This is a genomic window from Microbispora sp. ZYX-F-249 (assembly GCF_039649665.1).
Classification (GTDB): Bacteria; Actinomycetota; Actinomycetes; order Streptosporangiales; family Streptosporangiaceae; genus Microbispora; species Microbispora maris.
The window spans coordinates 64,623-90,280 of the sequence record NZ_JBDJAW010000023.1 but is presented as its reverse complement, the minus strand read 5'-3'; the positions used below and the strand labels follow the sequence as shown (position 1 = coordinate 90,280).

The following is a 25,658-nucleotide window of genomic DNA, read 5'->3' as shown; positions in this document are numbered from 1 at the left end:
CCTCCCGTGGCGTTCGCCCGTCAAATGATCGACGTCGGGACTAGGATGCTCTCACTTAGGTTAGCCTTACCTATGGAGGGCCGGTGCGGCTGTACCTCACCACGCTCAACCCGACCGATTCGGTGACCGGCGGGTTCCTTCCCGCCGCGGCCGCGCTGGGCTGGGACGTGACGATACTCACCGACCAGCCTGATCGGTATCCGGGGCACGACGTCGTGGCGGCGGACGTCCGCGACGCCCGGGCCGTCATCGACGCGGTGGCCGCCCATCACCGGCCGGATGTGATCTTCTCCAACTCCGACCACCTGCAGGCCGCCACCGCGCTCGCCGCCGAGTATTTCGGCCTGCCCGGCAAGGACTGGCGGGCCTGCGTCACCGCCAAGAACAAGGCGCTGACCCGCCGCGCCCTCGCCGCCGTCGAACCGGTCAGGACCGTACGGATCCCTCCCGGCGCGGACCTCCCCGAGGCCCTGCCGTACCCGGTCGTGGTCAAGCCCGCGCTGGGCGTGGCCAGCGAGGACGTCGTGCTGGTGGACGGGCGGCAGGCGCTGGCCGACGCCGTCGCGGCGATCAGGCGGCGGCGCCCGGAGGAGGTCCTGGTCGCGGAGGAGTTCCTCGCAGGGCCGCTCCGCACGCTGGAGACGCTGGGCGACGGCGCCTCCCGGCGGGTCGTCGGCGGGTTCGCCACCACGCTCGGCCCGCTGCCGCACTTCGTCGAGGAGCGCCTCGACTGGCGGCCTCCGGACGCGGACCACCTGCCCCACCTGACCGCGGCGCTCGACGCGGCGGGGGTCGGCTTCGGGATGTGCCACACCGAGTACGCCGTGACCCGGGACGGCCCCCGCGTCATCGAGATCAACTATCGGCTGATCGGCGACAACTGCGACTTCCTGCTGGCGGACCTCCTCGGCGTGCCCCTGCACCAGTGGATCCTGCGCGTCCACGCGGGCGAACCGCTCTCCGCCTTCGACTTCGACGCCCTTCGCGCCGCGTACGGGTCCGTGGTCAGCCTCGTGGCCGAGCGGTCCGGCACGGTGACCGCCGCGCCACCGGACCTCTGCCCGCCTCACACGGACGGCGGCGTGCGGCTGTGGCACCGGGCACTGCGCGGGATCGGCGATCATGTCGAGGTGACGGGGACCAACCGCGACTACCTCGGCCTGCTCCGCGCCGCCGGCCCGGACCGCGCGAGCGTCGACGCCGCCATCGACGCCTTCAAGAAGGAGCATCCTTGGGTGCTCACATGATCCGGGCGGCTCGCGATCACCGCAAGGTCACGGACCGGGAGCACTACCTGGCCGCGCGGGTGCTGAACGCGCTGCTGCGGGAGGACTACGCCGGGATCTCCGCCAGGGTCACCCACGACAGGGACGGGGTCGCGATCGTCCTCGCATCCGGACGGCGGGTCGGCCTCGCGGCGGGCGACCCGTTCCAGGACTTCGCGACCGCGCCGCACGAGCGCCTGCGCCTGGCGGAGGTGCTGGAGACGCTGGAGGCCGTCGCCCACCCCGCCGACGCGGACGGGGTCGCCGCCTTCGAGCGGGAGTGCGACGAGGCCCTCACGGCCCTGGAGACCCATCACCGCATGCGCGGCGAGGTGGCCCGGCGGCTGCGCGGGCGTCACGGCCTCATCCGGTACGAGTCGCTGGCCGCCGCGGTGGACCATCCGCTCTATCCGACGGCCCGCTGCCGCCTGGGGGTCTCCCCGGCCGGCCTGGCGGCGCACGCCCCGGAGTTCGCCCCCGAGTTCCTCATGCGGTGGACGGCGGCGCCGCGCGAGCGGGTGACGCTCTCCCGGCCGGACCTGCCGGGCTGGTGGCCCGTGCCCGGGGACGCCGGGCTGCCGTCCGATCTGGCCCGCACGCACGTGCTCTTCCCCGTCCACCCGCTGACGGAGCCGCTGGTGGCCGGGCTGCCCGGCCTGGTCCCCGGGCGGGAGCCGTACCTGGCCGTGCGGCCGACCCTGTCCACCCGTACGGTCGAGGTCGGCGAGCGCGTCCACCTCAAGGTGCCGCTGGCGGCCAGCACGCTGGGCCTGCGCAACCGCCGGTCGATCAGACCGGGCACGTTGAGAGACGGCGCCCTGGCCGAGTCGCTGCTGCGCCGGATCCTGGCGCGCGAGCCCGGCCTGCGCGTCGCGCTCGCCGACGAGCAGACCTACGGGCACGCGGAGCACGAATACCTGGGCTGGCTCGTCCGCCGGTTGCCCGAAGGCGAGATCGTGCCGGTCGCGGCCCTGCTCGCGCCGCTCCCGGACGCGGATGGGCGGCTCGTCCTGCACGAGGTGGCCGAGCGGCATCACGGCGGCGACGCGGAGGCGTTGCTGCGCGACTACCTCGCGGTGCTGCTGGAGTGGAACGTCACGCTCTTCGTCCGGTACGGCGTCGCGCTGGAGGCCCACCAGCAGAACCTGGCGCTGCTGTTCGGGGACGGGCCCATGCGGCTGCTGGTCAAGGACGACGACGGGCTGCTGGCCTCGCCGGGCCGGCTGCACGCGGCGGGCATCGAGGCGCCCGGCTTCGGCGACGAGCGCATGCTGACCGACGACCCGTACGCGCTCGCCGACCTCTTCGTGACGATCACCCTGCATCTGGCCGCCATGGCCGTGGCCCACGGCGCGCTGCCCGGCTCCGGCGCCACGCTGGTCGCCCGGGCCCTGCGGGCCGCGCTCGAGCCGTACGGGGACGACCCGATGGCCCGGCTGCTGCGGGCCCGCACGCTGGACGCCGCCCGGCTCACCGGCAAGTCGATGGTCGTCGCGGGGACGCTCGTGGCCAAGGACCGCACCGGGGCCGCGGACGTGAACAAGTTCTACGGCACGACCGGCCCCAACTATCTGAGGGGTGCCTGAGCCATGGAAGGCCTCCTGCTGGACCCGCACGCCGCCCCGGCCGAGGAGGCGGCGCTCGGGGCACTGCTGCGCTGCTGGCTGCGCGAGGTCGGCGGCCCGCGCGGCGACGTGCGCGCGGCCGGGCCCCACCTGACGCTGCGCGTGGCGGGCACGCCCGTGCGCGTACGCGTCCGCGGCGGCATCGCGCTGCGCTTCGACGGCCCGCCCGAGCAGCTGGCGGAGGGGCGGTGGCGGCCCCTGGACCTGCCCTCGCTCGTCGCGCTGGTGGAACGGGAGCTGGACGGCGGCAACGAGGAGTTCGCCGCCCAGGTCCGCGCGGGGCGCGAGGCGGTCGCGGCGATCCTCGCCGCCCGCGCGCGGGCCGTCCCGCCCGCCGATCCATGGCTCGCCTCCGAGCAGGCGCTGGTGGCCGGGCACCCGTTCCACCCGGCGCCGAAGGCCCGCGAGGGCGACGGCTGGCTGGACTACGCGCCGGAGACGCACGCGCGGTTCGCCCCGCGGCTGCTCGGCGTACGCGCCGACCTGGTGGCCCAGGAGGGCGACACGACGGCGCTCGACGCGTTCGGCGGCGCGCCGGAGGGGTACGTCGTGCTGCCCGCCCACCCTTGGCAGCTCGATCTGCTCGCCGCCGACCTGCGCGGGCCGCTCGCGGACGGGCGGCTCGCCGACCTCGGGCCCGGCCCCCGCGCGGTCGTGCCCACGTCGTCGGTCAGGACGGTCTACGACCCGGGCACCGGCATGTGCCTGAAGTTCAGCCTGGACGTGCGGATCACCAACTGCGTGCGGAAGAACGCGTGGTACGAGCTGTCCGGCGCGGTCGAGCTGACCCGGCGGCTCGGGCCCGTCTTCGACGGGCTGGCCCGCCGCTTCCCCGGCACGCGGTGGCTGCCGGAGCCCGGCTACCGATCGGCCGCCCTCGGCACCCGGCTGCTCGAAGGGCTCGGGGTGATCGTCCGTACCGGTCCGTGGGCGGTGTGCGGGCCGGGGACCACGCCGGTCCTCGCCGGCGCCCTGGCCGCCGGCGCGGACGGCGTCCCCGAGGCCGTCCTGGCCCGCCGGGCGGCCGACCCGGTCGCGTGGTGGGAGGCCTACGTCGAGCGCGTGGCGTATCCCGTGCTCGACGCCTTCTTCCGCCACGGCGTCGCGCTCGAAGCGCACGTGCAGAACGTGCTGGTGGGCTTCGACTCCGGCGGATGGCCCGTCGAGGCGGTCTTCCGCGACCTGGAGGGCACCAAGCTCGTCGCCGGCCGGCACGACCTGACCGGCCTGCCGGGCGCGGTGGCGGGCCCCCTGTCGTACGACGCCGCGCGCGGCTGGGACCGGGTCGCCTACTGCCTGTTCGTCAACCACCTGGCGGAGGTCGCCGCCACGGCGGCTGACACGGTGGCTGACACGGTCGGCGGCACGGCGGCAGACACAGTGGCTGACACGGCCGACGGCGTTCTGCGCGCGTTGTGGGCGGCCGCCCGTGCGACTTTGCGCCGCTATGTGGAGGACCACGCTCCCGGCCCGGCCGGACCGCTGACGCGGCTGCTGGCCGGGGCGCCGCTGCCGGCCAAGGCCAACCTGGGCGTGCGCTGGGCGAGGGCGGCCGACCGGGCCGCCGGATACGTGCCCGTCCCGAACCCGCTCGGCGTGGAGTGCGTGGCGGAAGGAGAGCGCCGATGAGCATCGAGGTCCCGGCGGGCGTGCGGAAGGTCGCCGAGTCGCTGGACGACGTCCCCGCCTACGTCTACGACCTGGCCGGGCTCGCCCGCCACGCCGCCGGCGTACGGGCCGCCCTGGCGGGGACGGAGATCTGCTACGCCGTCAAGGCCAATCCCGACCCGGAGGTGCTGCGTGCGCTGGCACCGCACGTGGACGGCTTCGAGGTCTCCTCGGGCGGCGAGTTCGCCCACGTCAGGGCGGTGCTGCCGGAGATCCCGGTGAGCTTCGGCGGGCCGGGGAAGACCGGCGCGGAGCTGGCCCTCGCCCCCTCGGCGTACCGCTGGCACGTCGAGAGCCCGGCCGAGCTGCGGCGGATGCGGGAACCGGCGGACGTGCTGCTGCGGGTCAACCTCGACGTCGAGGTCACCGGCGCGGCCCTCACCATGGGCGGCGGGGCCACACCGTTCGGCATGGACCCCGGCGGGATCGCCGAGTGCCTGGCCCTGCTCGGCTCCTCGCCGGTGCGGCTGCGCGGCCTCCACGCCCACCTCGCGAGCGGCCTGGCCGCCCCTGACCTGCTCGCGCTCGGCGAGGCCGTCCTCAAATACGGCAGGAGCCTCGGCCTGCGCGAGTTCAACCTGGGCGGCGGCATGGCCGTCTCCTACACCCGCCCGCACGAGCGGTTCGACTGGGCGGCGTACGGCGCGGGCCTGCGGAGGCTGGCGCTGCCGGGCGAGACCCTGCGCGTGGAGCCGGGACGCGCCCTGACGGCCTACTGCGGGTGGTACCTCACCACCGTGCTCGACGTGAAACGCGTCCACGGGGAGCGCTTCGCCGTCCTGTCCGGCGGCACGCACCACCTGCGGACCCCGGTGACGAAGGGACACGACCAGCCGTTCGCCGTGCTCCCGAGGGGTGGGGACGGCGCGGACGGGCCGGTGACCCTCGTGGGGCAGCTGTGCACCCCCAAGGACGTCTTCGCCCGCCGCGTCACCGCCTCACTCGCCGTCGGCGACGTCGTCGCCTTCGCCATGGCCGGGGCGTACGCGTGGAACATCTCGCACCACGACTTCCTCATGCACCCGAAGCCCGAGTTCCATCATTTGAGCTGAGGGCCGAGAACCTTGACGCCGTGTGGATCTCGGCCCGCGTGCCGCGTGGCGTGTCCGAATCCGCCCTTCATGCGCTCACGTCGACCACGACGCGAACCGTGGCCTCGTCCGTCTCCGTGGTGCGGACCGTGAGAACGGCCTGCCAGCGACCCGGGAACGGCAGGTTCAGCTGGCCGATGTAGTGCCCGCCGGCGCCCTGGAGCTCCACCGGGATCGGCCCGAGGTCCCGGTCTGTGAGGGTCATGGCGGCGTGCACCTCCGGCACGTTGAGCGGCGCGCCGTTCGGGTCGAGCACCGACAGGTGCAGCTGCGCCGGCCCCACCTTGGGCGGAAACACCGCGAGCAGCACCGCACCGCGCGCGGCGGGGCCGGAGCCGGCCGAGAACGGCACGGGTGTGGGCACGGCCGGCACCGGCGCCGCCGTGTTCGCGGGCGCCGCCGTCGAGCGGCGCCCGGCGTACGCCGAGCGGGCCGGCTCCATGGCGACCAACGCGGCGGACAGGCCGAGCACGACGGCGCCCACCGCCGTCTCGGCCAGCAGCCGCCGGTAGAACGCGTAGAGCTGGTGCGGGTCAGGGCCGCCGCGGCGCCGGTTGCCGCCCGCGCCGTAATGGCGGGCGACCCATCCGCGGGCGGCGGCGCCGAACGCGACCAGCACGACCACGAGGGCGACCTTCGCCAGCAGAACCCGGCCGTACGCGGTGGCGAACAGCGTCGGCAGCGACCCGACCTGCCGCCATGCCTGGAACAGGCCGGTGGCGACCATGAGCGTCACGCACACCAGCGCCGTGTGCGAGAACCGGGGCACCGCCACACGCAGGGTCACGGCGTCGCGGGCCGGCACGTGCGTCATGGCGAGCGCGACGAGACCCCCGAGCCAGACCGAGCCGGCGACGAGGTGCACGACGTCGACCGGCACGGCGAACCCGCCGGCCTGGCCCGTCACGCTGTGGTTCGCGATGCTCCAGGTCGCGGCGAGCGCCGCGGCGGCCGCGAGCACCGCCGCCGCGGCCGTCCACCGCGTGCGGCGGTCCGGCGCGTCCGGGTAGCGGTTCAGCAGCCAGACGAGCGCGGGCGCCGCGGCGAGCAGCAGACCGACGCGAATCCCGAGGGCACGGCCCAGGCCGGTGGCCCACGTCGTGGACAGCAGCCGCGGGTCGAAGGCGCCCGCCAGATCGCCGTCGGCCACGTACGGCCCGTACAACAGGCCGGAGGCGATCGCGGCGGCGAGGCTGGCGCCCCAGCCGGCCCACAACGCCCGCCGGGCCGGCCGTCGCCGCGCACCGGCCGGCCAGCACCACGCCAGGTAGAACGCGGTGCCGACCAGCACGGCGAACCCTGCGAACGCGGCCCACCGGGCGGCGCCGTACGCCGTCGCGGCATCGCCGGAACGATCGCCCGGGGGTGTGACGCCGGCCGGGCGGCTGCCCGGTGTACCGACGGTGAAGGTGTAGGCGCCCTGCACCGGGTGGCTGTCGGAGGACACCACCCGCCATGAGACGGTGTAGACGCCGTCGGCGAGTTTCCCGTTCAGCGGGGCCTCCACCGACGTGTCGTCGCCCACGCGGTGGACCGGTGCGCCGATGCCGATGCGGGCGCCGTCTGGGCCGAACAGCCGCACGCCGTCCGGCGGCACGGTCACCGGGTCGGTGAACTGCAGCAGCAGCGTCCGAGGGGAGTCCTGGTAGATCTGGCCGTTGGCCGGCGCGGCGTCGGCCAGTTCCGCGTGCGCCCAGGCAGGGCTCGCCACCACGAGGGACACGGCGGTGGCGAACCCTGCGAGGAGGACGGCGAGCCCCGCGCCGCGCGTCCTGGTGCGGGTCACGGCGAGAGCCGCGCGGCGGTCTCCGCCTCCGCGAGCGGCGCGGAGGCCGGCGCCGGGGTGCGCCGGCGCAGCCCGGTCGCGGCCGCCGTCAGCAGCGCGAGGGCGCCGAGCGCGAGGCCGGCCCAGCCGAGCAGGCGAGCGACGCTGTCGCCGGTGGGGGTGGGGGTGGGGATGGGGGTGGCCGCGGCGGGCGCGTTGGCCTGCGCGTCCGCCGGCTTGACGTCGATCACCGGCGCCGGGTGTTCGGGCCGTGGCGCGCCGGCCTCCGGGATGTCGATCCAGCGGACGACCTCACCGTTGCTGTAGGTCTGCAGCGCCTTGAACACGAGTTGGCCGGGCGTGGTGGGCAGCGGGCCGAGGGACACCTCGAAGACCTGGAACTCGCCGGGCTTGATGGCGCCGCCCTCCCACACGATGCCCGTGACGGCCTTGTTGGCGGCCTCGTCGTCGGGCCCGGCGGACGCGGCGTTCGGCAGCTGCCGGGTGGTGACAGTGGCCTTCCAGCCCGGGACGGGGCGCAGGGAGACGCTGGTGAGCTGGGCGTTCTCCGGGAAGACGACCTCGACGCGGGTCGTGTTCGCGTCCGCGCGCTCGTCGGGCACCTTGAACGCGAACGTGCCGTGGCCGCCGGTGGTGGCGACCGAGGGGGAAACGGTGACGTGAGCCCACGCCGGCGAGGTGGGGGCGAGCAGGACGGCGACGCCGGCGACGAGCGTCGCGGCGACGGCACGGATGGGCTTCATGCACGGACTCCTTGCGCGTATCGGTATGTGAAGCCCGTGCCGGCCAGGTGCGCTCACGGCTGACCGGCACGGGTTCGGAGGCGGGTTCAGCCGGCGATCAGGCCGTTACATTGACGACCGTCACGAGGCCGATCATGCCGTTGGGTCCCTCGGAGTGGGAGAAGATGTGGCAGTGCAGCAACCACTTCCCGGGCTCTTTGGGCTGGAACACGATGTCGTACGTCTGTCCGACGCCGACGTTGAGCGTGTCCACGGTGTACGGTGAGGCGAGCTTGTTGCCGTCTTGGGCCACGACCTGGAACGGCACCCCGTGCAGGTGCATCGGGTGGATCATCTCGGGGCCCGTGCCGATCAGCCGGACGTGGACCTTCTGGTTGACCGCCGCCGTCAGCGGCACGGTCGCCGGGTACGACTTGCCGTTGAAGGTGAACCCGTTGGAACCGTCGCCGATCTCGATGGTGTAGTGCTTGTCGGCGGCGATGTCGCCCAGCGTCGGGGTCACCAGGAGCGCACCGTAGAGGCCCCGGCCGACCTGGCCGCCGCCCATGTGCGAGTGGTACCAGTGCGTTCCGGTCGACTTGGCGGTCCACTCGTAGGTGTAGGTCTCGCCGGGCATGATGTGCGGCTGGGTGATGTCCGGCACGCCGTCCTGCGCGTTCGGCAGTTGCATGCCGTGCCAGTGCACCGCCGTGTGCTCCGGCAGGTCGTTCTGCACGATGACCCGCACCTTGTCGCCCTCGTTGACCTTGATGGTGGGGCCGGGCACTATGCCGTTGAACGTGTACGCCGGCTTCACCACCCCGGGCGAGACCTCCCAGTCGGTCTGCGACATGCACAGCTTGAACACCTTGACGGTGCCGACCAGCTCGTAGGCGGCCAGCCGGGTGCCATCGCCCTGGTCGGCGCCGAGGACCGGCTTGTCGCAGGGCGCGGTGCCGGGCGGCGGCGTCGGGGTGACGCTCGGGCTCGGGCTCGCGCCCGGGCTGCCACTCGGCGACGGGTTCGCGCTCGGTGAGCGGGACGGCGACGGGCTCGCGCTCGGTGACCGGGACGGCGACGGCGACGGCGGTGCCGTTCCGGCGTTGATGATGCCGGTCATGTACGGGTGGAAACTGCAGTAGTAGTTGTACGAGCCGGCGGCGCTGACGGTGACCATGAAGCTCGCCCCGGGCGGCAGGTCCGGGGACGTGAAGTCGCCGCGGATGGCGTGGACGGTACCGTCCGTCTCCTGGTTGACGAACGTGACCGTGTCGCCGGGCGCCAGCGTGAGCACGTCCGGTGTGAACGCGAAGTTCTTGATCGCGATCGTGTGGTTCGTGGCACTGTTCGCGGCCTTCGGCGCGAACAGTGCCACGCCGGAGACCAGCATCGAGAGCGCGATCACGCCGATCAGCATCAGCCGCCGTACCGGTGGCGAGGCGTTGGAGAGGGCACGCCGGAGGGCCGCGAAGGGCTCCGGCGCGGTCGTATCAGACATGGGTGTACTTCCTCGTCTACTGTGGAATGCACGCGCCCACGTGTCGGCGGCCGAATGGACCGGCGTGGGTGGTGCGCGATCGGGGGCCCTGGTCAGGGGGAGGGACCGTCCGCTTTACGGTCCCTCCCCCGCAGTGCGGGCCCGCAGTTACTCGCAGACCCCCGGGTTGATGGGGTTGAGCTGGGCACACGTGAGCTGGTTCGCCATCTCCGGCGTGGCGTTCTGCACCCAGCCGTTGTAGACGATCGGGTAGGGCAAGACGCCCTGCCCGCCCATGCCGTTGTAGCCGGTCACGACGTCATCCACGGCGGTGCCCGCGGCCGAGTCGAGAACCATCTTGCCGACGATCGTGGAGTCGGCGGGGCTGCCGTCGCCGTTGGGGTCGGGGTCGATAACGGCGAGGGTGTTGGCGAACTTGCTCGACACGTAGGCGTAGTAGCCGCCGCCGCGCTTGGCACCGAAGTTGATGCCGTGACAGCCGGAGTCGCACGGCAGGTACTTGATGACCTTGTCGGTCTTGGTGTCGATGACGGCGATGTTGCTCGTGAGCGTGTTCGCCACGAACGCCACGTTGCCGTCAGGGCTGACCGGGATCTGGATCGGCAGGCCGCCGAAGCTCCCGGTGGTCGCCCCGGTCACCATGTCGTAGTTCGCCCACAGGTTGATGGCCTTGTAGCCGACGTTCGTGCCGCTGTCGCTGCGGCACGCCGGCCCGTCCAGCGAGATGCAGGAGACGCTCTGGCCGAGGAAGTTGGCCACGTAGTACTTCGAGGAGTCCGGCATCATGCCGGTCGCGATGGGCAGCTGCTCGGTCTGCACCTCCTGGATCGAGCCCGACGGCACGTCGACGATCGTCGAGTCGTTGTGGTTGACGTTCGGCGTGACCATGGTGTGCCCGTCGGCGCTCATCCAGTGCGCGTGCGGGTGGGCCGGTGTCTTGCCGGGACCCTGCACCAGGATGCGTCTGTCGATCTGCGTGGCACCCGGACTCAGTTCGACCACCGCGTTGCCGGCGTTGATGGCGACGTGGATCTGGTCGGTGTCGGTCCGGGTCATCACATGGGATGGGTCCGGGCCGACCTGGATAGTTCGCACGAGCTTACCCGTGGTCCGGTCGAACACGGTCAGGCGGTCGGAGAACCATTCCGTCTGATAGATGTACTTTCCATCGCGGTCCGACCACATATTGTGCGGATTGTTGAGGTTGATCTGTGGTAGCGCCACCTTCCGGGCTACGGTCCAGTTCTGCACGTCGACCTTGGTCGCCGCGCCGGACTTGACCTTGCCGGCGTACTGCTCCATCTGGGTGTCGACCCAGAGCTCACCGACGCCGGGCACGCTCGGCCGCTGGGTCAGCGCGGGCAGCGTGACGCCCTCGTTGAACTTGCTGTTGTAGTACGCGTCGAGGCTCGGGATGATCACCGGCTGCTCGTTCGCGTCATACTGCAGGATCGGCGCGGGCGGGTAGTAGGGGTTCCAGTTCTTGGTCTGCGTGTTGCTGAAGACCTGCCAGTTGTCGGGCGTGGTGATCCGGAAGAACTTCTGCACGAGCTCCTGCACCACGTCGGCCGAGCTGGGCACGACGATTCCGCCCTTGACGTTGACGTTGAGCTTCTTGCCGAAGTCCAGGCCGGGCGTGAGCGGGTCGTCCACGACCACAGCGCCGAGCATGTACGGGTGGATCTTGCAGACCCACGCGTACAGGCCCGGTTCGGTCAGGTTGGCCTCGGCGTTGCCGATGAACGCACTGTTCTGGTCGAGCGGCTGCGCGCCGACCGGCCAGATCAGGCTGGTCACCGAGTGGGCCGAGGCGGCCGCCGGCGCCGCCACCGTGAACTTCGCCTTCGGCGCGAGGCTCAGGTCCGCGGGCGCCAGCGCGGCGACCTCGTTGAGCGTGCGCATCAGGTCGAGCCCCACGGGCAGGTTGCCGAGCGGGACGGCGCTGCTGTCCGGCACCGTCGACAACTGCTGGCTGAGCTGGTTGATCTGCGTCTTGGCACGCTGGATCGTTGGGTTCAGGAATCCGAGCAAGCCGCCCGCCGCGTCGACCGCCGAGTTGAGCTGGTCGAGGTTGAGCAGGCTGTTGACGTTCACACCGAGGCTGCCGATCAGCGGCGCGTTGCCGTCGAGCAGCGGCAGGTTGAGCAGGCCGCCGCCGAGATCGCCGTTGAGCAGCGTGTCGGTGTTCAACGGCAGCGACGCGAGCTTGGTCCGCGGCGTCACGGCGACGCCGAGCGACCGCGTGCCGAACAGCGTCGCACCGGTGTCGAACCACGCACCCTGGTTGTCGGTGAGCGTGAATTGCACCGGCGTTCCTACACCGATCGGAAGCGCCTGGGATGCGGAAGGACTGACCCCAATTGTTACCAATACCAGGATGGGGGTCAGCAGCCAAGCCAGTCGTCGTCGACTGGCCCGGCGTCGGGCGGCGAGAATGCCGCGTGGGGGAGAATGCATGCACTCCTCCTGAGGTGGGGTGAGATCGATGACGCCAGCCGGATGTTTCACGCGCGGCTAGGCGCAGTTAACTCGCAGTGAACCGGCGCTCACGCGCAACACGGTTACGAACGCCTCAACGTGGCGCGGCGGGATCCGTGAATCGGGTTGGTTCAGTAGCGAAATCAAATCGAACTGACAGAGCGGGATTTGCGCCCCTCAGGCGGCTGATGGACAAATACAAACGGCCGACGGCGGACGAAACGACCCCGAGACAAGCCGCGTCACGTGGCCCAACGGCCAGGGTCCACCGATTACTCCATCGCCGGCGACGGGACGCACGGCGTGACACACACCGGCACCCTTCACGACTCATGAGACGCCGAAGGCCGCGTGGGAGAAGGACCGCCCCGAGCCGGAATACGAGCGTGATGATGTTTCACGCGCGGCTCGGCGCAGTTAACTCACAGTGAACTGGCGATCACGCGCAACACGGTTACGAACGCCTCAACATGGCGCGGCGGGATCCGTGAATCGGGTTGGTTCAGCACCAAGATCAGGTCGAACTGACAGAGCGGGATTCGCGCCCCTCAGGCGGCTGACGAACAAATGCAAACGGCCGACGGCGGACGCAACGAACAAGCCGCGTCACGTGGCCCAACGGCCAGGGTCCACCGATTACTCCATCGCCGGCGACGGGACGCACGGCGTGACACACACCGGCACTTTTCACGACTCATGAGACGCCAAAGGCCGCGTGGGAGAAGGACCGCCCCGAGCCGGAATACGAGCGTGATGTCCTCAAGCGCTCAGTGGTCTTGTGGGTGAAAGAGGCGATGGGCCGGAGCACGCTCCGGCTCCTCGCTTTCCGGCTCCTTCAGCGTCCCGCCTCCACCGCCGACGGCCTGCCCGCCGGCATGCCGGTCCATCTGCATGATCATGTCGTCATGCTGCCAGCCGCGACCGACAGGAACAGAACCTCGATTGTCACACGGGACGAGGGAAGCCTGCTTCATGCCGAGGAGCACGTCAATCCTCGGGAACCCGCTGGATGAGCGTGGTGAGGCCGTCCGCGTCGAGGAGGTCCACGGGGCGGACGGTCTCGTTCGAGCGGACGTAGTGGAAGGCCGCCCCGACCTTCTCCAGCGGCACCCCGGCCAGTGAGGCCCAGGCCACCCGGTAGGCCGCGAGCTGCACCGACGCGGTCTCGGCGGCCCTGCCCTGCGGCCGTTCCCCGGTCTTCCAGTCGATCACCACGTAGCCGTCGCCCTCGCGGAAGACCGCGTCCATCCGGCCGCGCACCAGGCGGTCACCGATCATGGTCTCGAACGGGATCTCCAGGTCGACCGGCTCACGCGCGGCCCACTCGCTCCCCTCGAACCGCTCCTGCAGCTCGGCGAGCTGGACCTCGGTCTCCGACAGTTCGTCGGCGGCGCCGGGCAGCTCCAGGTCGTCGATCAGGCGCTGCTGGCCCCAGCGCGACTCCAGCCAGCGGTGGAAGGTGGTGCCCCTGCGGGCCAGCGGCGCGGGCTTGCGCGGCACCGGCCGCCGCACCTGCCGCGCGAACGCCGCCGGGTCCTGCGCCAGCGTGACCAGCGACGACACCGACAGCCGGGACGGCAGCTCCACGACCGCCCCGGCCCGCCGGCGGTTCGTCTCCCGCTCGCGCAGCAGCAGGTCGGTGTCGCGCGCCCAGGCCCGCATCCGCTCCCGCTCCCAGTCCCGGACAAGCGCGTGGTCGTCGGCCGCAGGGGGCGGGGCGTCGCTCATCATCGCCTCCTCCACGAGGCGGGCGCCGTCCAGGATCGCGTCGCGTACGGTGACCGACGGCCACTCGGCCACGGGCGGCTCGGCGAGCAGCGGGTTGTCCGGGCTCTCCGCGTCCTCGGCCCAGCGGACGACACGGGCGCCCGCCTCGCGGATCTCCCGGAGGAAGTCCGACGGCTCCAGCGGGCGGGACGAGGTGCCCCAGCGGTATCCGGAGGCGATCAGCAGGTAGTGCGCCCGCGTGACCGCGACGTACGCCAGCCGCCGCTCCTCCATCAGGTCGCGGTCGCGGCAGCGCTCCTCGAACGCGCCCAGCGCCTCCCGGTCCAGCCCGGCCAGCTCGGGCAGGTCCGCGCTGTCCCCCCGCAGCGGGTACGGGAGCTTGCGCGGGTTCTCCGTCCACCGGGAGTTGGTGACGGGGGTCGCGGGGAACATGCTGCCCTTGATCAGCCCGCCCTTCTGCGAGGTGAGCTGCGACAGGCCCGGGACCACCACGACCGGCCACTCCAGCCCCTTGGAGGCATGCACGGTCATCAGCTTCACGGTGTTGCTGTCGCCGACCCGCCCGGCCTCCAGCCCGAACTCCTCGCTCTCGGCCGCCTTGAGGTACGCCAGGAACGCGCCGAGCGTCGGATCCTCCGAGTCGCCGGCGAACCGGGATGCGGCGTCGAGGAAGGCGTCGAGGTCGGCCCGGGCGGCCAGCGGGCTGCCTCCCCTGGCGGCGACCTCCACGTCGAGGCCGAGCCGGCGTTCGATCTCGCTGATCAGATCCGGCAGCGGCTGCCCCGCGTGCGCGCGCATCTGGCGCAGCTCCCGGGCGACGGCGGGCAGCCGCATCCGCGCGAGCGGAGAGAACCGCTCCAGCCAGTCGGGACGGTCGGGCAGCTCGTCGAGCGCGTCGATCAGGCTGCCGCGCTCCTCTGCGAGGTCGGTGACCACCTGGTCGAGCGGGTCCTCCGGGCGCGGCCCGCCCCTGGCCGCCCTGATCTCCTTGTTGAGCTCACGGGCCAGGTCGCCGAGCACCTTGAGGTCGGCCGGGCCGATCCGCCAGCGTGGCCCGGCGAGCAGCCGGACCAGCGCGTCCCCGGCGGTCGGGTCGTACAACGCGCGCAGAGTCGCCACGATGTCGGCCACCTCGGGCACGGTGAGCAGCCCGCCGAGCCCCACGACCTCCACCGGGACACCCCGGGCCTCCAGCGCACGCCGCAGCGCCGGGAACTGCGACCGCTTGCGGGCGAGGATCGCGACGTCCTGCGGCTGCAGGGCGGGGCCGCGCTTGGTGCGCTCGCCCTCACCCCAGGGCAGGCCGTCCGGGGCGCCCTCGCCGTGGAGCATGCCCGCCAGCCCCTCGGCGATCCACTCGGCCTCGTCCTCGGCCGTCTCGTGGAAGGCGCACAGCACCCGCCCCCGGCCCACCCGGTTGCCCCCCGGCACCAGCACCGGCACCTCGCGGGCCTCATGCCACAGGGGCGCCTGGATGCGGGCGGCGACGCCGAGCACGTGCTCGCCGTTGCGGAAGCTGACCGACAGCCGCCGCACCTGCGCCGGGTCTCCGGACGCCGCCGGGAAGTCCCCGGGGAACCGGGACAGGTTGCCCGCACTCGCGCCGCGCCAGCCGTAGATCGACTGGCAGGGGTCGCCGACCGCCGTGACCGGGTGGCCGCCGCCGTACAGCGAACGCAGCAGCACGAGCTGGGCGTGGCTGGTGTCCTGATACTCGTCCAGCAGCACGACCGAGAACCGGGACCGCTCGGACGCGCCGACCTCCGGATGCCGGGAGGCGATCCGCGCGGCCAGCGCCATCTGGTCGCCGTAGTCGATGACCTCCCGGCCGCGCTTGAGCCGTTCGTACGCCTCGACCATCGGCAGCAGCTGCTCGCGAATGGCCTGGGTCTCCACCGGCTTGCGCTGGTCCTTCACGATCCGTCCGGTGAGGGAGGCCAGGCGCTCACGCAGCCAGTCGCCGATCTCGCGTACGTCCGCCGGGTCGCGCAGGTGCTCGGCCAGCTCCCCGGCCAGGTCCAGCACGGCGGCGGTGACGCTGGGCGGGGACAGGTCCACGCGGTCCATCGGCCCGTCGTACTGGCCGACCACCCGGGCCGCCATCTGCCAGGCGACGGCGGGGCTGACCAGCCGCATCGTGGGCTCGAGCCCCTCCCGCAGCGCGTGGTCGGTCACCAGCCGGGCGGCGTACGCGTGGTAGGTGGAGACCGTCGGCTCGGAGTCGAGCAGCTCGGGCTCGACCAAGCCGGCCGCCGCGAGCCCGTCCAGCCGCTTGCGCACCCGCTCGGCCAGCTCGGCGGCGGCCTTGCGGGTGAAGGTGAGGCCCAGGATCTGCTCGGGCCTGGCCAGGCCGTTGGCGACCAGCCAGACCACCCGCCCGGCCATGGTCTCGCTCTTGCCGGACCCCGCCCCCGCCACGACCACCATCGGCTCCAGCGGCGCCTCGATGACGGCCGCCTGCTCGGGGGTCGGCGGGAGGATCCCGAGCCGGCCGGCCAGCTCACCCGGCGTCAGCACACCTGTCCTCCGTTGTCGTTCACAGGGCAGGCGATTTTAGCGGCACAGGTGCGGCAGCCGTCGTTGACCGTGGCGACGAAAACGTTGGCGGACATGCCGGTCGCCACCGTCTTGACCAGGTCCTCCGCCCAGTCGGGCTCGGGGTCGTCGGCGAGCGCCCGCTGCGCCTGTTCCCTGGCGTCGGCCCCCTGGCCCGCGGCCTTGCCCAGGTGCAGCAGGGACGCCCCGCCCGGCTGGACGAGGCCGTGCCGCTCGAACGCGCCGAGCGTCGTCGCGAGCTGGTAGACCCCGAGCTGCGGATGCCGGTCGATCTCGGTGTCCTTGGGCCTGCCGCTGCCGGTCTTGATGTCGATGATCACGGCCCGGCCGGCCTCGTCCCGTTCGACCCGGTCCACCCGGCCGGTGATCTGGATGTCGTGGCCCGGCACCCGTACGGTGAACGCCTCCTCCACGGCGACCAGGTCGCGGGGTTTGTCCTTCTGCCAGCGGACGAACCTGTCGACCATCTGCTCGGCCACGCGGCGCTGCTTGCGGTTGAACCACAGCCCGCCGAAGTCGAACTGGTCCCAGATGTCGTCGAGCCGCTTGACGTAGTCGGTGCCGTCCTCGGTGGCCATCGCGGCGATCGCGTGGACGACCGTGCCGAGGCTCTGGGTGACGTTCGAGGACCCGGCCCCGACCGCTGTCTCCAGCATCCAGCGCAGCCCGCACTTGGTGAAGCTCTCCACCGACGACGGCGAGATCTGGACGACGTCGTCGGGCCAGCCGAGCGGCCGGTCGTCGGAGATCGGGGTCAGCGCGTACCACTCGCCGGGGTTGGCGCCCGGCACCCCGGCCCGGGCGAGCCTGGCGAGGTGCGCGGCGGCCTCGCGGCGCAGCGCCTCGGGCCTGCTCGTGTCGCACACGGCCGCGCGCAGGTCCGCGACCAGCGCGGACATGCTGAGCCACCGGGCCCGGTCGTCCACGGTCGCCGCCTCCACGCCGCCGGGCAGCAGCTCGGTGAGGAACCGGGAGGGCCGTTCGTCGGTGTCCTCACCGCCGACGGCGGTGACGACGAGCCTGCTGCGGGCGCGGGTGGCCGCGACGTAGAACAGCCGCCGCTCCTCGGCGAGCAGCTTCGACGCGAGCGCGGCCGTCGCGGCCTGGGTGGTGTCCAGCGCCGAGCCGCCCGCGAACTCCACCAGCGCCTCGGTGCCGAGGAGCGAGCCGCGCAGGCGCAGGTCGGGCCACAGGCCCTCCTGCACGCCCGCGACCACCACCACGTCCCACTCCAGGCCCTTGGACCGGTGCGCGGTCAGGATCCGTACGGCGTCGCCCTCGGGGGCCGACTCGGCCAGCGTGTCACCGGCGATCTCCTGGGAGGTCAGGTCGTCGAGGAACACCTCGACCCCGGCCTTGGGCAGCCGGTCGGCGAAGCGGGCCACGTGGTCGAACAGCGCGACGACGGCGTCGAGGTCGCGGTCGGCCTGCGCTCCTCGCGCCCCGCCCGCGAGGCTGGCCTCCGTCCAGCGCTCCGCGAGCCCGCTGGCCTGCCAGATCTCCCACAGCGTCTCCTCGGCGCCCCGGCCGTGCCGTACGGCTCCGCGGGCGGTGGCGACGAGCCGCGCGAGGCGTTCGGCCGGCGCCGCCACGTGCGGCTCGACGCCGTTCAGCTCCCGGGCGTCGCACAGCGCCGCGACCAGCAGCTCGTCCGACGAGCGCGGGGTGAACGGCAGCGCCGGCCGGCCCTCCTCCTGACTCGCGGCCTCCGCGGCGACCGCCTCGTGCTCGGCGATCCGCAGGGCGCGGCGCAGCCGGCGTACGCCGATCATGTCGGTCCCGCCGAGAGGGCCGGTCAGCAGTTCCTCGGCGGTCGCGACGTCGAGCGCGGCCGGCGCGGCGGGCGCGGCGGGCGTGGTGTCGCGGGCCTCGAGCGACGCGGCCACCCGCAGCAGCGTGATCAGTGGACGGACGCCGGGCTCCTGCACCAGCGGGAGCTCGTCGCCCGCGACCACCACGGGCACCCCGGCGGAGACCAGCGCCCGCCGCAGCAGTGGCACCTGCCGGACCGCGCTGCGCACCAGCACCGCCATCCGCGACCACGGCACCCCGTCGAGCAGGTGCGCCCGGCGCAGCGTGTCGGCCACCACCGCGGCCTCCTGGGTGGCGCTGTCGGCCAGCAGGACCTTCACCTCGCCCGGATCCGCGTCCTCGACCGGAATCAGGTCGCGGTGGCCGCCGGCCCTGTTCTCGTGGCCCGGTACGGCCGGGAGGCGCTGGGCGACGCGGCGGGAGGCCTCCAGCAGGGCCGGGCCGCTGCGGCGGCACACGCGCAGCGCGACCACCGGGGCCGGATCGCCGTGCGGCGTCCTGAACCGGTCGGGGAACCGCAGGATGCCCTGCACGTCGGCGCCGCGGAATCCGTAGATGGACTGGTCGGGGTCGCCCACGGCGATCAGGTCGCGGCCGTCCCCCGCGAGCTGCCCGAGCAGGAACTCCTGCGCCGGGTCGGTGTCCTGGTATTCGTCGACCAGCACCAGGTCGTAGGCGTCCCGCTCGCGCCGCCGCACCTCGCCGTCGGTCAGCAGGCCGGCCGCTTCGCGGATCAGCTCCGAGTAGTCCAGAGCGGGCACCGGATCGAGGTCGAACCGGTCCTGGTAGCGGAAGGAGAACAGCCCCGCGGCCTCCCAGTCGGGCCTGCCGTGCTCGCGGCCCAGCCGCACCAGCGCGTCGCCGTACAGACCGCGCTCGGCCGCCCGCGACAGGAAGTCGCGCAGCTCCTCGGCGAACCCGCGGGTCTTGAGCAGCTCCCGCATGTCCGGCGGCCAGTGCCGTGCGCCGTCCTCCAGCTCGCCGTGCAGCAGCCGCCGGATCTCCAGCAGCTGCTCGGGACCGGTGAGCAGGCGCGGCGGCGGCTCATTGGCCAGCACCGCCTCCCGGCGCAGCAGCGCGTACGCGTAGCTGTGGAACGTGAGGGCCAGCGGGGTCCTGGTGGTCCTGCGCATCCGGGCGGTGATCCGCTCCCGCAGCTCGCCGGCCGCCTTGCGGCTGAACGTGAGGACGAGCACGCGCTCGGGGTCCACGCCCCGGCGCTCGACCCGGTCGACGACGGTCTCCACGATCGTGGTGGTCTTGCCGGTTCCCGGCCCGGCGAGCACGAGCAGGGGCCCGCTCTCGTGCCCGACGACGGCCCGCTGATGTTCGTCCAGCACGGGAGCCGAACGCCGCCCCACCCCGCCACGCCGTACCAGACGGTAGTTCTGACCACTCACAACACAGCATTCCACCAGATCACTGGGGCAGATCGTGCCCGAATGCCCACTCCGCGTCCTGCTCGGGCGGATCAGCCCGCGGCCGCCGCCTCCCGTACGCCCGGTTCGCGGGCCTCGCGGAGCCGGTTCAGAACACGGCCGGTCGGGGAGACCGGATCGGCGGTGTACATGACGACCAGCAGGTCGGGGTCCCCGGGCAGGGCCAGCGTCTCGTACGCGAAGTCCAGATCACCGAGCTCCGGGTGGCGCAGCAGCTTGACGCCGAAGGTCTTCTCGGCCACCGGGTGCTCCTCCCACAGCCGGGCGAAATCGGGATCGGCGGACAGGTCGGCGACGAGCGGGCCCAGCAACGGGTCGTCCGGGTGCCTCCCGGCGTACAGGCGCAGATAGGAGATGATCTCGGCGGCCACGGCCGCCCAGTCGCGGTAGAGCGAGCGCGCCCGCGGCGTAAGGAACGTCTGGCGGGCCATGTTGCGCTCGCCTGCGGGCATGTCCGAAAAACCGGTGACCGCGTCGGCGAGGGCGTTCCAGGCGAGCACGTCCATCCGGGGCCCGAGGACGAACGCCGGCACGGAGTCGGCCGCGTCCAGGAGCATCCGCACCCCGGGCCGGACATGGGCGAGGGGAGCCCGCCGGTCGTCCGGCGGCCGGAGGAGGCGGCGCAGGTGCGCCCGCTCGGTGCCGTCCAGGCGCAGCACCCGGGCGACCGCGTCGAGCACCTCGTCGGAGACGTTGCGGACGCGCTCCTGCTCCAGGCGGATGTAGTACTCCACGCTCATGCCCGCGAGCAGTGCGACCTCCTCGCGCCGCAGCCCGCTGACACGCCGGCGCCCGTGTGCCGGGAGGCCGGCGTCCTCGGGCCGGATCCGGGCCCGGCGGGAGCGCAGAAACCGTCCCAGCTCACCATGCATGACACACAAGCCTAGTACCGCCGTTACCAGTAAAAGGCGTGCGCTGGGTGGGCCCGGCCCGCCCCGGCAGAGTGGCTCTCGTCGAACCGCGAACTCGAAGGAGTCACGATGAGCTACGAGAACCTGGCCGGACGCGTCGCCGTGGTCACCGGGGCCGCCAGCGGCATGGGAGAGGCGACGGCCCGGCTGCTGGCCGCCTCCGGCGCGAAGGTCGCGCTGCTCGCCCGCCGCGCCGACCGGCTGGAGGACCTGGCCCGCAAGATCGCCGCGGACGGCGGCACCGCGCTGGCCGTGACCGCGGACGTCACCCGGGACGACAGCGTGTCCGCCGCCGTGGACCGGATCCACGCCGAGTTCGGGCCCGTGGACCTGGTGGTCAACGCCGCGGGCGTGATGCTGCCCAACTCGATCGACGACGGCCGCGCCGACGAGTGGACGCGGATGCTCGACACGAATCTCGCCGGGGCCCTGCGGATCATCAGGGCCTTCACCGCCGACCTGCTCACGGCGGCGGCCGACGGCCGGACGGCCGACCTCGTCACCATTTCGTCGATCGGCGCCCACCTCGTCTTCCCCGGCTACGCCGTCTACGGGGCGACCAAGGCCGCCCTCAGCCACCTGTCCGCGAACCTGCGCGCGGAGTTCGGCCCGAGGGGTGTACGGGTGACCAACATCGAGCCGGGCCTGACGGCGACGGAACTGGGCGACCACGTCGACAGTGCGGAGCTCGGGGCGCAACTGGCCGGGATGTTCCAGGTCATCACGCCCCTGACCGCCGAGGAGATCGCCGACCTCATCGGGTACGCGGTCAGCCGGGCCAGGCACGTCAACCTCCGTCAGGTCGTCGTGCTGCCGACGAACCAGGCCTGACGACGCCGGCCGGTCACGGTGTGCGCGGCCGGGTGACTCGGGTCCGGACGAGGCCGATGAGCGAGGGGCCGCCCCGCAAGCACCACAGGGCGATGACGGGATCGCAGATGGCGCAGCCGAAGGACGAGTCATGGGCGAAGGGGATGATCGGGCTGCCCTTGAGGTGGTGCAGGATGTCCCATCCGGTGTGCAGCAGCCAGGCGATCCCGATGAACGTCCACGACTCCAGACCGCGGTAGGCGCAGTACGCGACGAGGGCGGTGAAGGGGAACTCCCAGCCGCCGAGGCCCCCGCCGCTGAGGTAGGCGGCCCCCGCTCCGGCCACCATGATGGCGTTGAAGCGACGGCGGTGCGGTTCGGGGATCAACGACATCAGCACGGCGTAGGCGAGGCCGATCAGGATCGGCGTGACGACACTCATGATCGTGGGGCTCTTTCGGATGGCTGGCTGTCCGGCGCGGGCGGACGGCCGGCACCGGGACGGTGCCGGCGAACCCGCGTCAGGAAGCCAACCAGTCACCCGGCACGTCTTCCCAGAGGGATTGGCGACAGATGCCGACGGGATATCGCCAGGCGCGGGGCGCCGCCGGAGCGGTCCGCCTATGCGGAGGGGCGCGCCTTGTCGGGTACGCCTCCGAGGGGGACGTCGCGCAGGCTCAGCACCAGGAGGAAGGCGCAGCCGCCCACGAGCGCGATGTCGGCGACGTTGCCGACGAACAGGCCGCCGTAGTCGATGAAGTCCACGACATGGCCCCGGGCGAAGGCGGGCGGGCGGAAGAGGCGGTCGAGCAGATGGGATGTGGCGCCCCCGAGCAACGCACCCAGCACCAGGGTCCAGGCCGGCGACCGCAGCCGCCGCCCGACGTGGAGGATGCCGGCGACCGCGACGGCCGCCGTCAGGGTGAACACCCACGTCGCACCCTCGCCGATCGAGAAGGCGGCGCCGGGGTTCAGCAACAACCGCAACCGGATCAGCCGCGGGATCACCGTGATGCTCTCACCGCCCGAGAGCGCGGAGATCGCCCAGAACTTGGAGACCTGGTCCACGAGAAGAACCACCGCGGCCAGCACGAGCATCCGCCCATACGGTCGCATGCCCGGCCTCATCTCCCGCGGACCTCGTCCGTCCGGCACCCCTGCCTCGCAATCCGCGACGTTCTCGGCCTCGCTCAAGACGTGAAGACGTGGTCGATGACGCGGGCGGTGGCCTTGCCGTTGTCGTGCGGCGCGTAGGTCCGTACGAAGGCCGAGTAGCGATCGGCCAGCTTGGCGGTCACGGCGTCGATGTTCCGCAGGACCTCGACGACCTCGGGCGAGGTCTCCAGGCGCGGCCCCGGGCGCTGGGACTCCAGGTCGAGGTACAGCCCGCGGGACGAGCGGTACTTGCCCAGGTCCGGCGTGAACAGCACGACCGGCCGCCCGGTCGCCACGAAGTCGAACATCACCGACGAGTAGTCGGTGACGAGCACGTCGGCGATCAGCAGCAGGTCGGCGGTGTCGGGGTAGGTCGTCACGTCGATCGCGAACCCGTCGTGCGCGTTCACGTGCGGGAAGGCCTGCATCATGTGGCCGCGCACCAGCACGACGTGGTCGGCGCCGAGCGCCCGCTTCGCGTCGGTCAGGTCGAGCTTGACCACGGCGTTCCTGCGGTCGTAGTCGCGGTAGGTCGGCGCGTACAGGACGACCCGCTTGCCCTCGGGGATGCCGATCCGGCGCCTGATCTCCGCGGCCAGCGCGTCACGGTCACCGCAGACGAGCAGGTCGTTACGCGGGTAGCCCGACTCCAGGATCTCGCCCTCGTAGCCGAAGGCCTTGCGCAGCACACCCGACGCCCACGGGCTCTGCGACAGCAGCACGTCCCAGCCGCGCACCTCCACGGCCTGGCGGTGCCACACCGGGGGCCGGGGCTCACGCTTCATGTGGGCCTGGTCGCGGCCGATGTGCTTGACCGGCGTGCCGTGCCAGGTCTGCAGGCACACCTGGTCCTCGCGGGTGCGGAACCACTGCGGCAGGAAGCCGTTGGAGACGACGTAGCGGGCGCGGGCCAGCGCCTCGTAGTGCTCCCGGCTGCCCTCGCGGACGACCGTGGGCGTCACGCCGTCGCCGAGGCCGAGCTCGCGCGAGCCCGGCGGCACGAACGCGCCGTCCCTGACGACCCAGATGTGCTCGCTCTCGTCGCCGCGCCGCAGCCGCTCCTCGTAGATGGCGCGCGGGTTGTCCGAGTACGCGCGGCCGTCGAAGGAGACGTAGACGGTGGCCTCCCGCAGGGGCCGGGCCCGCTCGGCGGGGTAGAAGGTGCGGCTGAGCGCCCACACCCCCGCCGCGCTCCGCTCGTCACCCGGCCGGTCCTCGGCCGCCAGCAGCACCGGCACGTCGTAACGGGTGGCGACGAACCGGTAGACCCGGCCGCCGATGGTCCGCGGGCTCTCGTCCAGGGCGTCGAGGCCGGCGTGGTCGAACCGGGCGGGCACCATGGCGGGGCCGTACCTGCCGGGCGGGGCCAGGGAGATGTTCCAGCTGCCCTCGGCCAGCGGCACGGCCGACCCGAAGCGGGGCATCGCGCCGGGCGACAGCCGCACGGTGAACCGCTCGCCGTCGCGCTCTACCGGCACGCGGATCGTGAGCCCGCCCCGGTGCCGCAGCACGAGCTCGCGCGGGCCCTGGTCGGGGTCGGGGTAGCGGCCGGTGAGCGCGATCGACTCGTCGTGCCACTCGGCCGAGGTGACGACGGGCAGGATCTTGTGGCCGGAGATGACGACCCGGTCGCGCCGGTCGCCCTGCACCGTGACCTCGCGCTCGCCGACGAGGAGACGGGTCTCCTCCGCGCCCTCCAGCATCACGGCCGCGGCCGGGTCGCCCTTGGGTTCGACCCACAGCCGCCGGGACTCCGCGTTGAGCAGGGTGCCGACCGCGAGCGACAGCGAGAAGCGGCTGCCGCCCTCGACCGGGGTGAAGTCGGCCGACATGCGGTGCCCGCCGACGCGGGCCTTGCCCTTGGTGATGGGCCGGCCCGGCAGGAAGCCGGTGAGCTCGACGCTGTCGCCGTCGAGCCGCACGCCGGTCAGCTGGGCGCGGGTCGGCTGGTAGACCACCTGCAGCGCCTTGTCGGAGGTCCACACGGGCCGCACCCACCAGCGCGGGCGCACCTGCAGCCCGGCGGGGCGCTCGGTGCGGCCGATCACGGGACCGCGCAGCACGCCCTTGGCCCGGGCGGCGCGGCTCCAGATCACGATCTCGGCCCGCCAGGTGGTGGTGTCCTGGACGATGTGACGGCGGCGCAGCACCCGCTTCGTGCCGCGCACCAGGGCCCGCACGCCGGCACGCCAGCGCAGGGCGAAGGGGTGCACTTCGGCCGTGAAGCCCGCCCAGTCGTAGTTGCATCCGGGCTCACGGGCCGCGTGAGTGGCCTCCGGGCGGTAGGTCCTGCGGGTCCTCATCCTGACCCGGGGCAGCCACCGGGGGCCGTGCAGCACGACCGTGGCGCGGTTGAAGCGGCCGCTGCGGACCGACAGGCCCGCGATGTAGGCATGTCCGGTCACCCGCAGGCGGTTGCCCACCCAGGTGATGTCGTCGATCTGCGTGACCGGCACGAGGTCGGCGGCCCGCAGGCGCAGCAGCGAGGGGTCGGCGACCTCGACCGGCAGGTCGGCGTACCACCGCAGGCCCCGCCGGACCCGGCGGGAGGGCTCGGCCGCCGCGGCGGCGAGCTTGCTCAGCGCGTCGCTCTCTGCGAGCTCGCCCGGGTCCTGGGTCTCGATCAGGTGGCAGGCCACCCGGCGCCCGACCGGAAGCTCCCGCTTGACCTTCGGGTCGACCTCCGCGAGATACGGCCGGAGCACGTCGATGGCCTGGCGGCGGCGGGCGGGCCCGCGCTTGGCTGCGGCGTCGAGGCGCAGACCGAGGGGACCGGCGATCGCCTCACGGTCGACCTCCCGTCGCTGCGCGGGGCTGAGCCCCTCCGCGCGTACGAGCGCGACCAGCGCGTCTATCGGCTCGCCCCGGTCGTAAAGCTCCTGGACAGCCCGCAGTCGCTCGGCGACGGCATCGCTCGTGGGTGCGGGTGTCATACGGGAGGCACCGCCCTTCGCCAGACCTGTGTTCAGAAAATGGTAATGCCCTCGGAACACTGCCGGACCTGACTCGCGCAAGCCTGTGGATTTCCTGTGAATCACCGGGTGACACCCCTGTGGCACGGGGTGACGAGCGGCACTACGCGGGGACGGAGATGCTCGTCCGACCGATCACGGT

The 25,658-nt window shown here is 72.8% G+C and carries 16 protein-coding genes; 5 read left to right on the top strand and 11 right to left on the bottom strand.

Annotation, left to right across the window (positions count from 1 at the left end; all coding sequences use genetic code 11):
- Nucleotides 1-83 precede the first annotated feature (83 nt).
- The 4 genes from AAH991_RS25415 to AAH991_RS25400 are packed head-to-tail and all read left to right on the top strand — an operon-like array spanning nucleotide 84 to nucleotide 5,610.
- Nucleotides 84-1,247: an ATP-grasp domain-containing protein gene (locus AAH991_RS25415; protein ID WP_346228418.1), complete on the top strand. Its 1,164-nt coding sequence runs from the start codon at nucleotides 84-86 to the stop codon at nucleotides 1,245-1,247.
- The gene (locus AAH991_RS25410) at nucleotides 1,232-2,851 is read left to right on the top strand and encodes an IucA/IucC family protein (protein ID WP_346228417.1); all 1,620 of its coding nucleotides are present in this window, start codon (nucleotides 1,232-1,234) and stop codon (nucleotides 2,849-2,851) included. Before AAH991_RS25415 ends, AAH991_RS25410 begins: the two co-directional genes overlap by 16 nt.
- Before the next feature lie 3 nt (nucleotides 2,852-2,854).
- Nucleotides 2,855-4,519, top strand: a complete 1,665-nt coding sequence (locus AAH991_RS25405) for an IucA/IucC family protein (protein ID WP_346228416.1) — start codon at nucleotides 2,855-2,857, stop codon at nucleotides 4,517-4,519.
- On the top strand, nucleotides 4,516-5,610 hold the full coding sequence (locus AAH991_RS25400; protein WP_346228415.1) for a type III PLP-dependent enzyme domain-containing protein: 1,095 nt from the start codon (nucleotides 4,516-4,518) through the stop codon (nucleotides 5,608-5,610). The genes AAH991_RS25405 and AAH991_RS25400 overlap by 4 nt, the downstream gene beginning before the upstream one ends.
- Before the next feature lie 67 nt (nucleotides 5,611-5,677).
- Here AAH991_RS25400 and AAH991_RS25395 read toward each other — a convergent pair whose 3' ends face one another.
- The 8 genes from AAH991_RS25395 to AAH991_RS25360 form a co-directional block, all read right to left on the bottom strand.
- Nucleotides 5,678-7,435 carry a copper resistance CopC/CopD family protein gene (locus tag AAH991_RS25395; RefSeq protein ID WP_346228414.1) on the bottom strand — a complete coding sequence of 586 codons (1,758 nt, stop codon included), beginning with the start codon at nucleotides 7,433-7,435 and terminating at the stop codon, nucleotides 5,678-5,680.
- Nucleotides 7,432-8,178 carry a YcnI family copper-binding membrane protein gene (locus tag AAH991_RS25390; RefSeq protein WP_346228413.1) on the bottom strand — a complete coding sequence of 249 codons (747 nt, stop codon included), beginning with the start codon at nucleotides 8,176-8,178 and terminating at the stop codon, nucleotides 7,432-7,434. Before AAH991_RS25390 ends, AAH991_RS25395 begins: the two co-directional genes overlap by 4 nt.
- Before the next feature lie 97 nt (nucleotides 8,179-8,275).
- Nucleotides 8,276-9,655, bottom strand: coding sequence for a multicopper oxidase domain-containing protein (locus AAH991_RS25385; protein WP_346228412.1), 1,380 nt, complete (start codon nucleotides 9,653-9,655; stop codon nucleotides 8,276-8,278).
- Between the two features lie 147 nt (nucleotides 9,656-9,802).
- A complete protein-coding gene (locus AAH991_RS25380; protein ID WP_346228411.1) occupies nucleotides 9,803-11,962 on the bottom strand; it encodes a hypothetical protein in 2,160 nt (719 codons plus the stop codon).
- Nucleotides 11,963-12,900: 938 nt separating this feature from the next.
- Nucleotides 12,901-13,032, bottom strand: a complete 132-nt coding sequence (locus AAH991_RS25375; RefSeq protein WP_346228410.1) for a hypothetical protein — start codon at nucleotides 13,030-13,032, stop codon at nucleotides 12,901-12,903.
- Nucleotides 13,033-13,120: 88 nt separating this feature from the next.
- Nucleotides 13,121-16,378, bottom strand: a complete 3,258-nt coding sequence (locus tag AAH991_RS25370) for an ATP-dependent helicase (RefSeq protein ID WP_346228409.1) — start codon at nucleotides 16,376-16,378, stop codon at nucleotides 13,121-13,123.
- Nucleotides 16,372-19,629, bottom strand: coding sequence for an ATP-dependent helicase (locus AAH991_RS25365; protein WP_346228408.1), 3,258 nt, complete (start codon nucleotides 19,627-19,629; stop codon nucleotides 16,372-16,374). The genes AAH991_RS25370 and AAH991_RS25365 overlap by 7 nt, the downstream gene beginning before the upstream one ends.
- 71 nt (nucleotides 19,630-19,700) lie before the next feature.
- Nucleotides 19,701-20,540, bottom strand: a complete 840-nt coding sequence (locus tag AAH991_RS25360; protein WP_346228407.1) for a helix-turn-helix transcriptional regulator — start codon at nucleotides 20,538-20,540, stop codon at nucleotides 19,701-19,703.
- A 108-nt stretch (nucleotides 20,541-20,648) separates the two neighbouring features.
- Between AAH991_RS25360 and AAH991_RS25355 the strand changes: the two genes are divergently transcribed.
- Entirely contained in the window at nucleotides 20,649-21,410 is a 762-nt protein-coding gene (locus AAH991_RS25355; RefSeq protein WP_346228406.1) for an SDR family oxidoreductase, read from the top strand.
- A gap of 13 nt (nucleotides 21,411-21,423) precedes the next feature.
- Here the strand turns inward: AAH991_RS25355 and AAH991_RS25350 are convergent, their stop codons facing one another.
- The 3 genes from AAH991_RS25350 to AAH991_RS25340 form a co-directional block, all read right to left on the bottom strand.
- Nucleotides 21,424-21,831: a DUF6010 family protein gene (locus AAH991_RS25350; RefSeq protein WP_346228405.1), complete on the bottom strand. Its 408-nt coding sequence runs from the start codon at nucleotides 21,829-21,831 to the stop codon at nucleotides 21,424-21,426.
- A 179-nt stretch (nucleotides 21,832-22,010) separates the two neighbouring features.
- Complete coding sequence (locus AAH991_RS25345; protein ID WP_346228404.1) at nucleotides 22,011-22,505, bottom strand: signal peptidase II; 495 nt, start codon at nucleotides 22,503-22,505, stop codon at nucleotides 22,011-22,013.
- Between the two features lie 74 nt (nucleotides 22,506-22,579).
- Entirely contained in the window at nucleotides 22,580-25,477 is a 2,898-nt protein-coding gene (locus tag AAH991_RS25340; protein WP_346228403.1) for a CDP-glycerol glycerophosphotransferase family protein, read from the bottom strand.
- Nucleotides 25,478-25,658: the final 181 nt, after the last annotated feature.

Excerpts from the sequence above, each read along its gene's own strand:
- AAH991_RS25400 (WP_346228415.1), top strand. The coding sequence starts at position 4,516 with ATGAGCATCGAGGTCCCGGCGGGCGTGCGGAAGGTCGCCGAGTCGCTG.
- AAH991_RS25345 (WP_346228404.1), bottom strand. The coding sequence starts at position 22,505 with ATGCGACCGTATGGGCGGATGCTCGTGCTGGCCGCGGTGGTTCTTCTC.
- AAH991_RS25405 (WP_346228416.1), top strand. The coding sequence starts at position 2,855 with ATGGAAGGCCTCCTGCTGGACCCGCACGCCGCCCCGGCCGAGGAGGCG.
- AAH991_RS25340 (WP_346228403.1), bottom strand. The coding sequence starts at position 25,477 with ATGACACCCGCACCCACGAGCGATGCCGTCGCCGAGCGACTGCGGGCT.
- AAH991_RS25390 (WP_346228413.1), bottom strand. The coding sequence starts at position 8,178 with ATGAAGCCCATCCGTGCCGTCGCCGCGACGCTCGTCGCCGGCGTCGCC.
- AAH991_RS25360 (WP_346228407.1), bottom strand. The coding sequence starts at position 20,540 with ATGCATGGTGAGCTGGGACGGTTTCTGCGCTCCCGCCGGGCCCGGATC.
- AAH991_RS25375 (WP_346228410.1), bottom strand. The coding sequence starts at position 13,032 with ATGATCATGCAGATGGACCGGCATGCCGGCGGGCAGGCCGTCGGCGGT.
- AAH991_RS25350 (WP_346228405.1), bottom strand. The coding sequence starts at position 21,831 with ATGAGTGTCGTCACGCCGATCCTGATCGGCCTCGCCTACGCCGTGCTG.
- AAH991_RS25355 (WP_346228406.1), top strand. The coding sequence starts at position 20,649 with ATGAGCTACGAGAACCTGGCCGGACGCGTCGCCGTGGTCACCGGGGCC.
- AAH991_RS25385 (WP_346228412.1), bottom strand. The coding sequence starts at position 9,655 with ATGTCTGATACGACCGCGCCGGAGCCCTTCGCGGCCCTCCGGCGTGCC.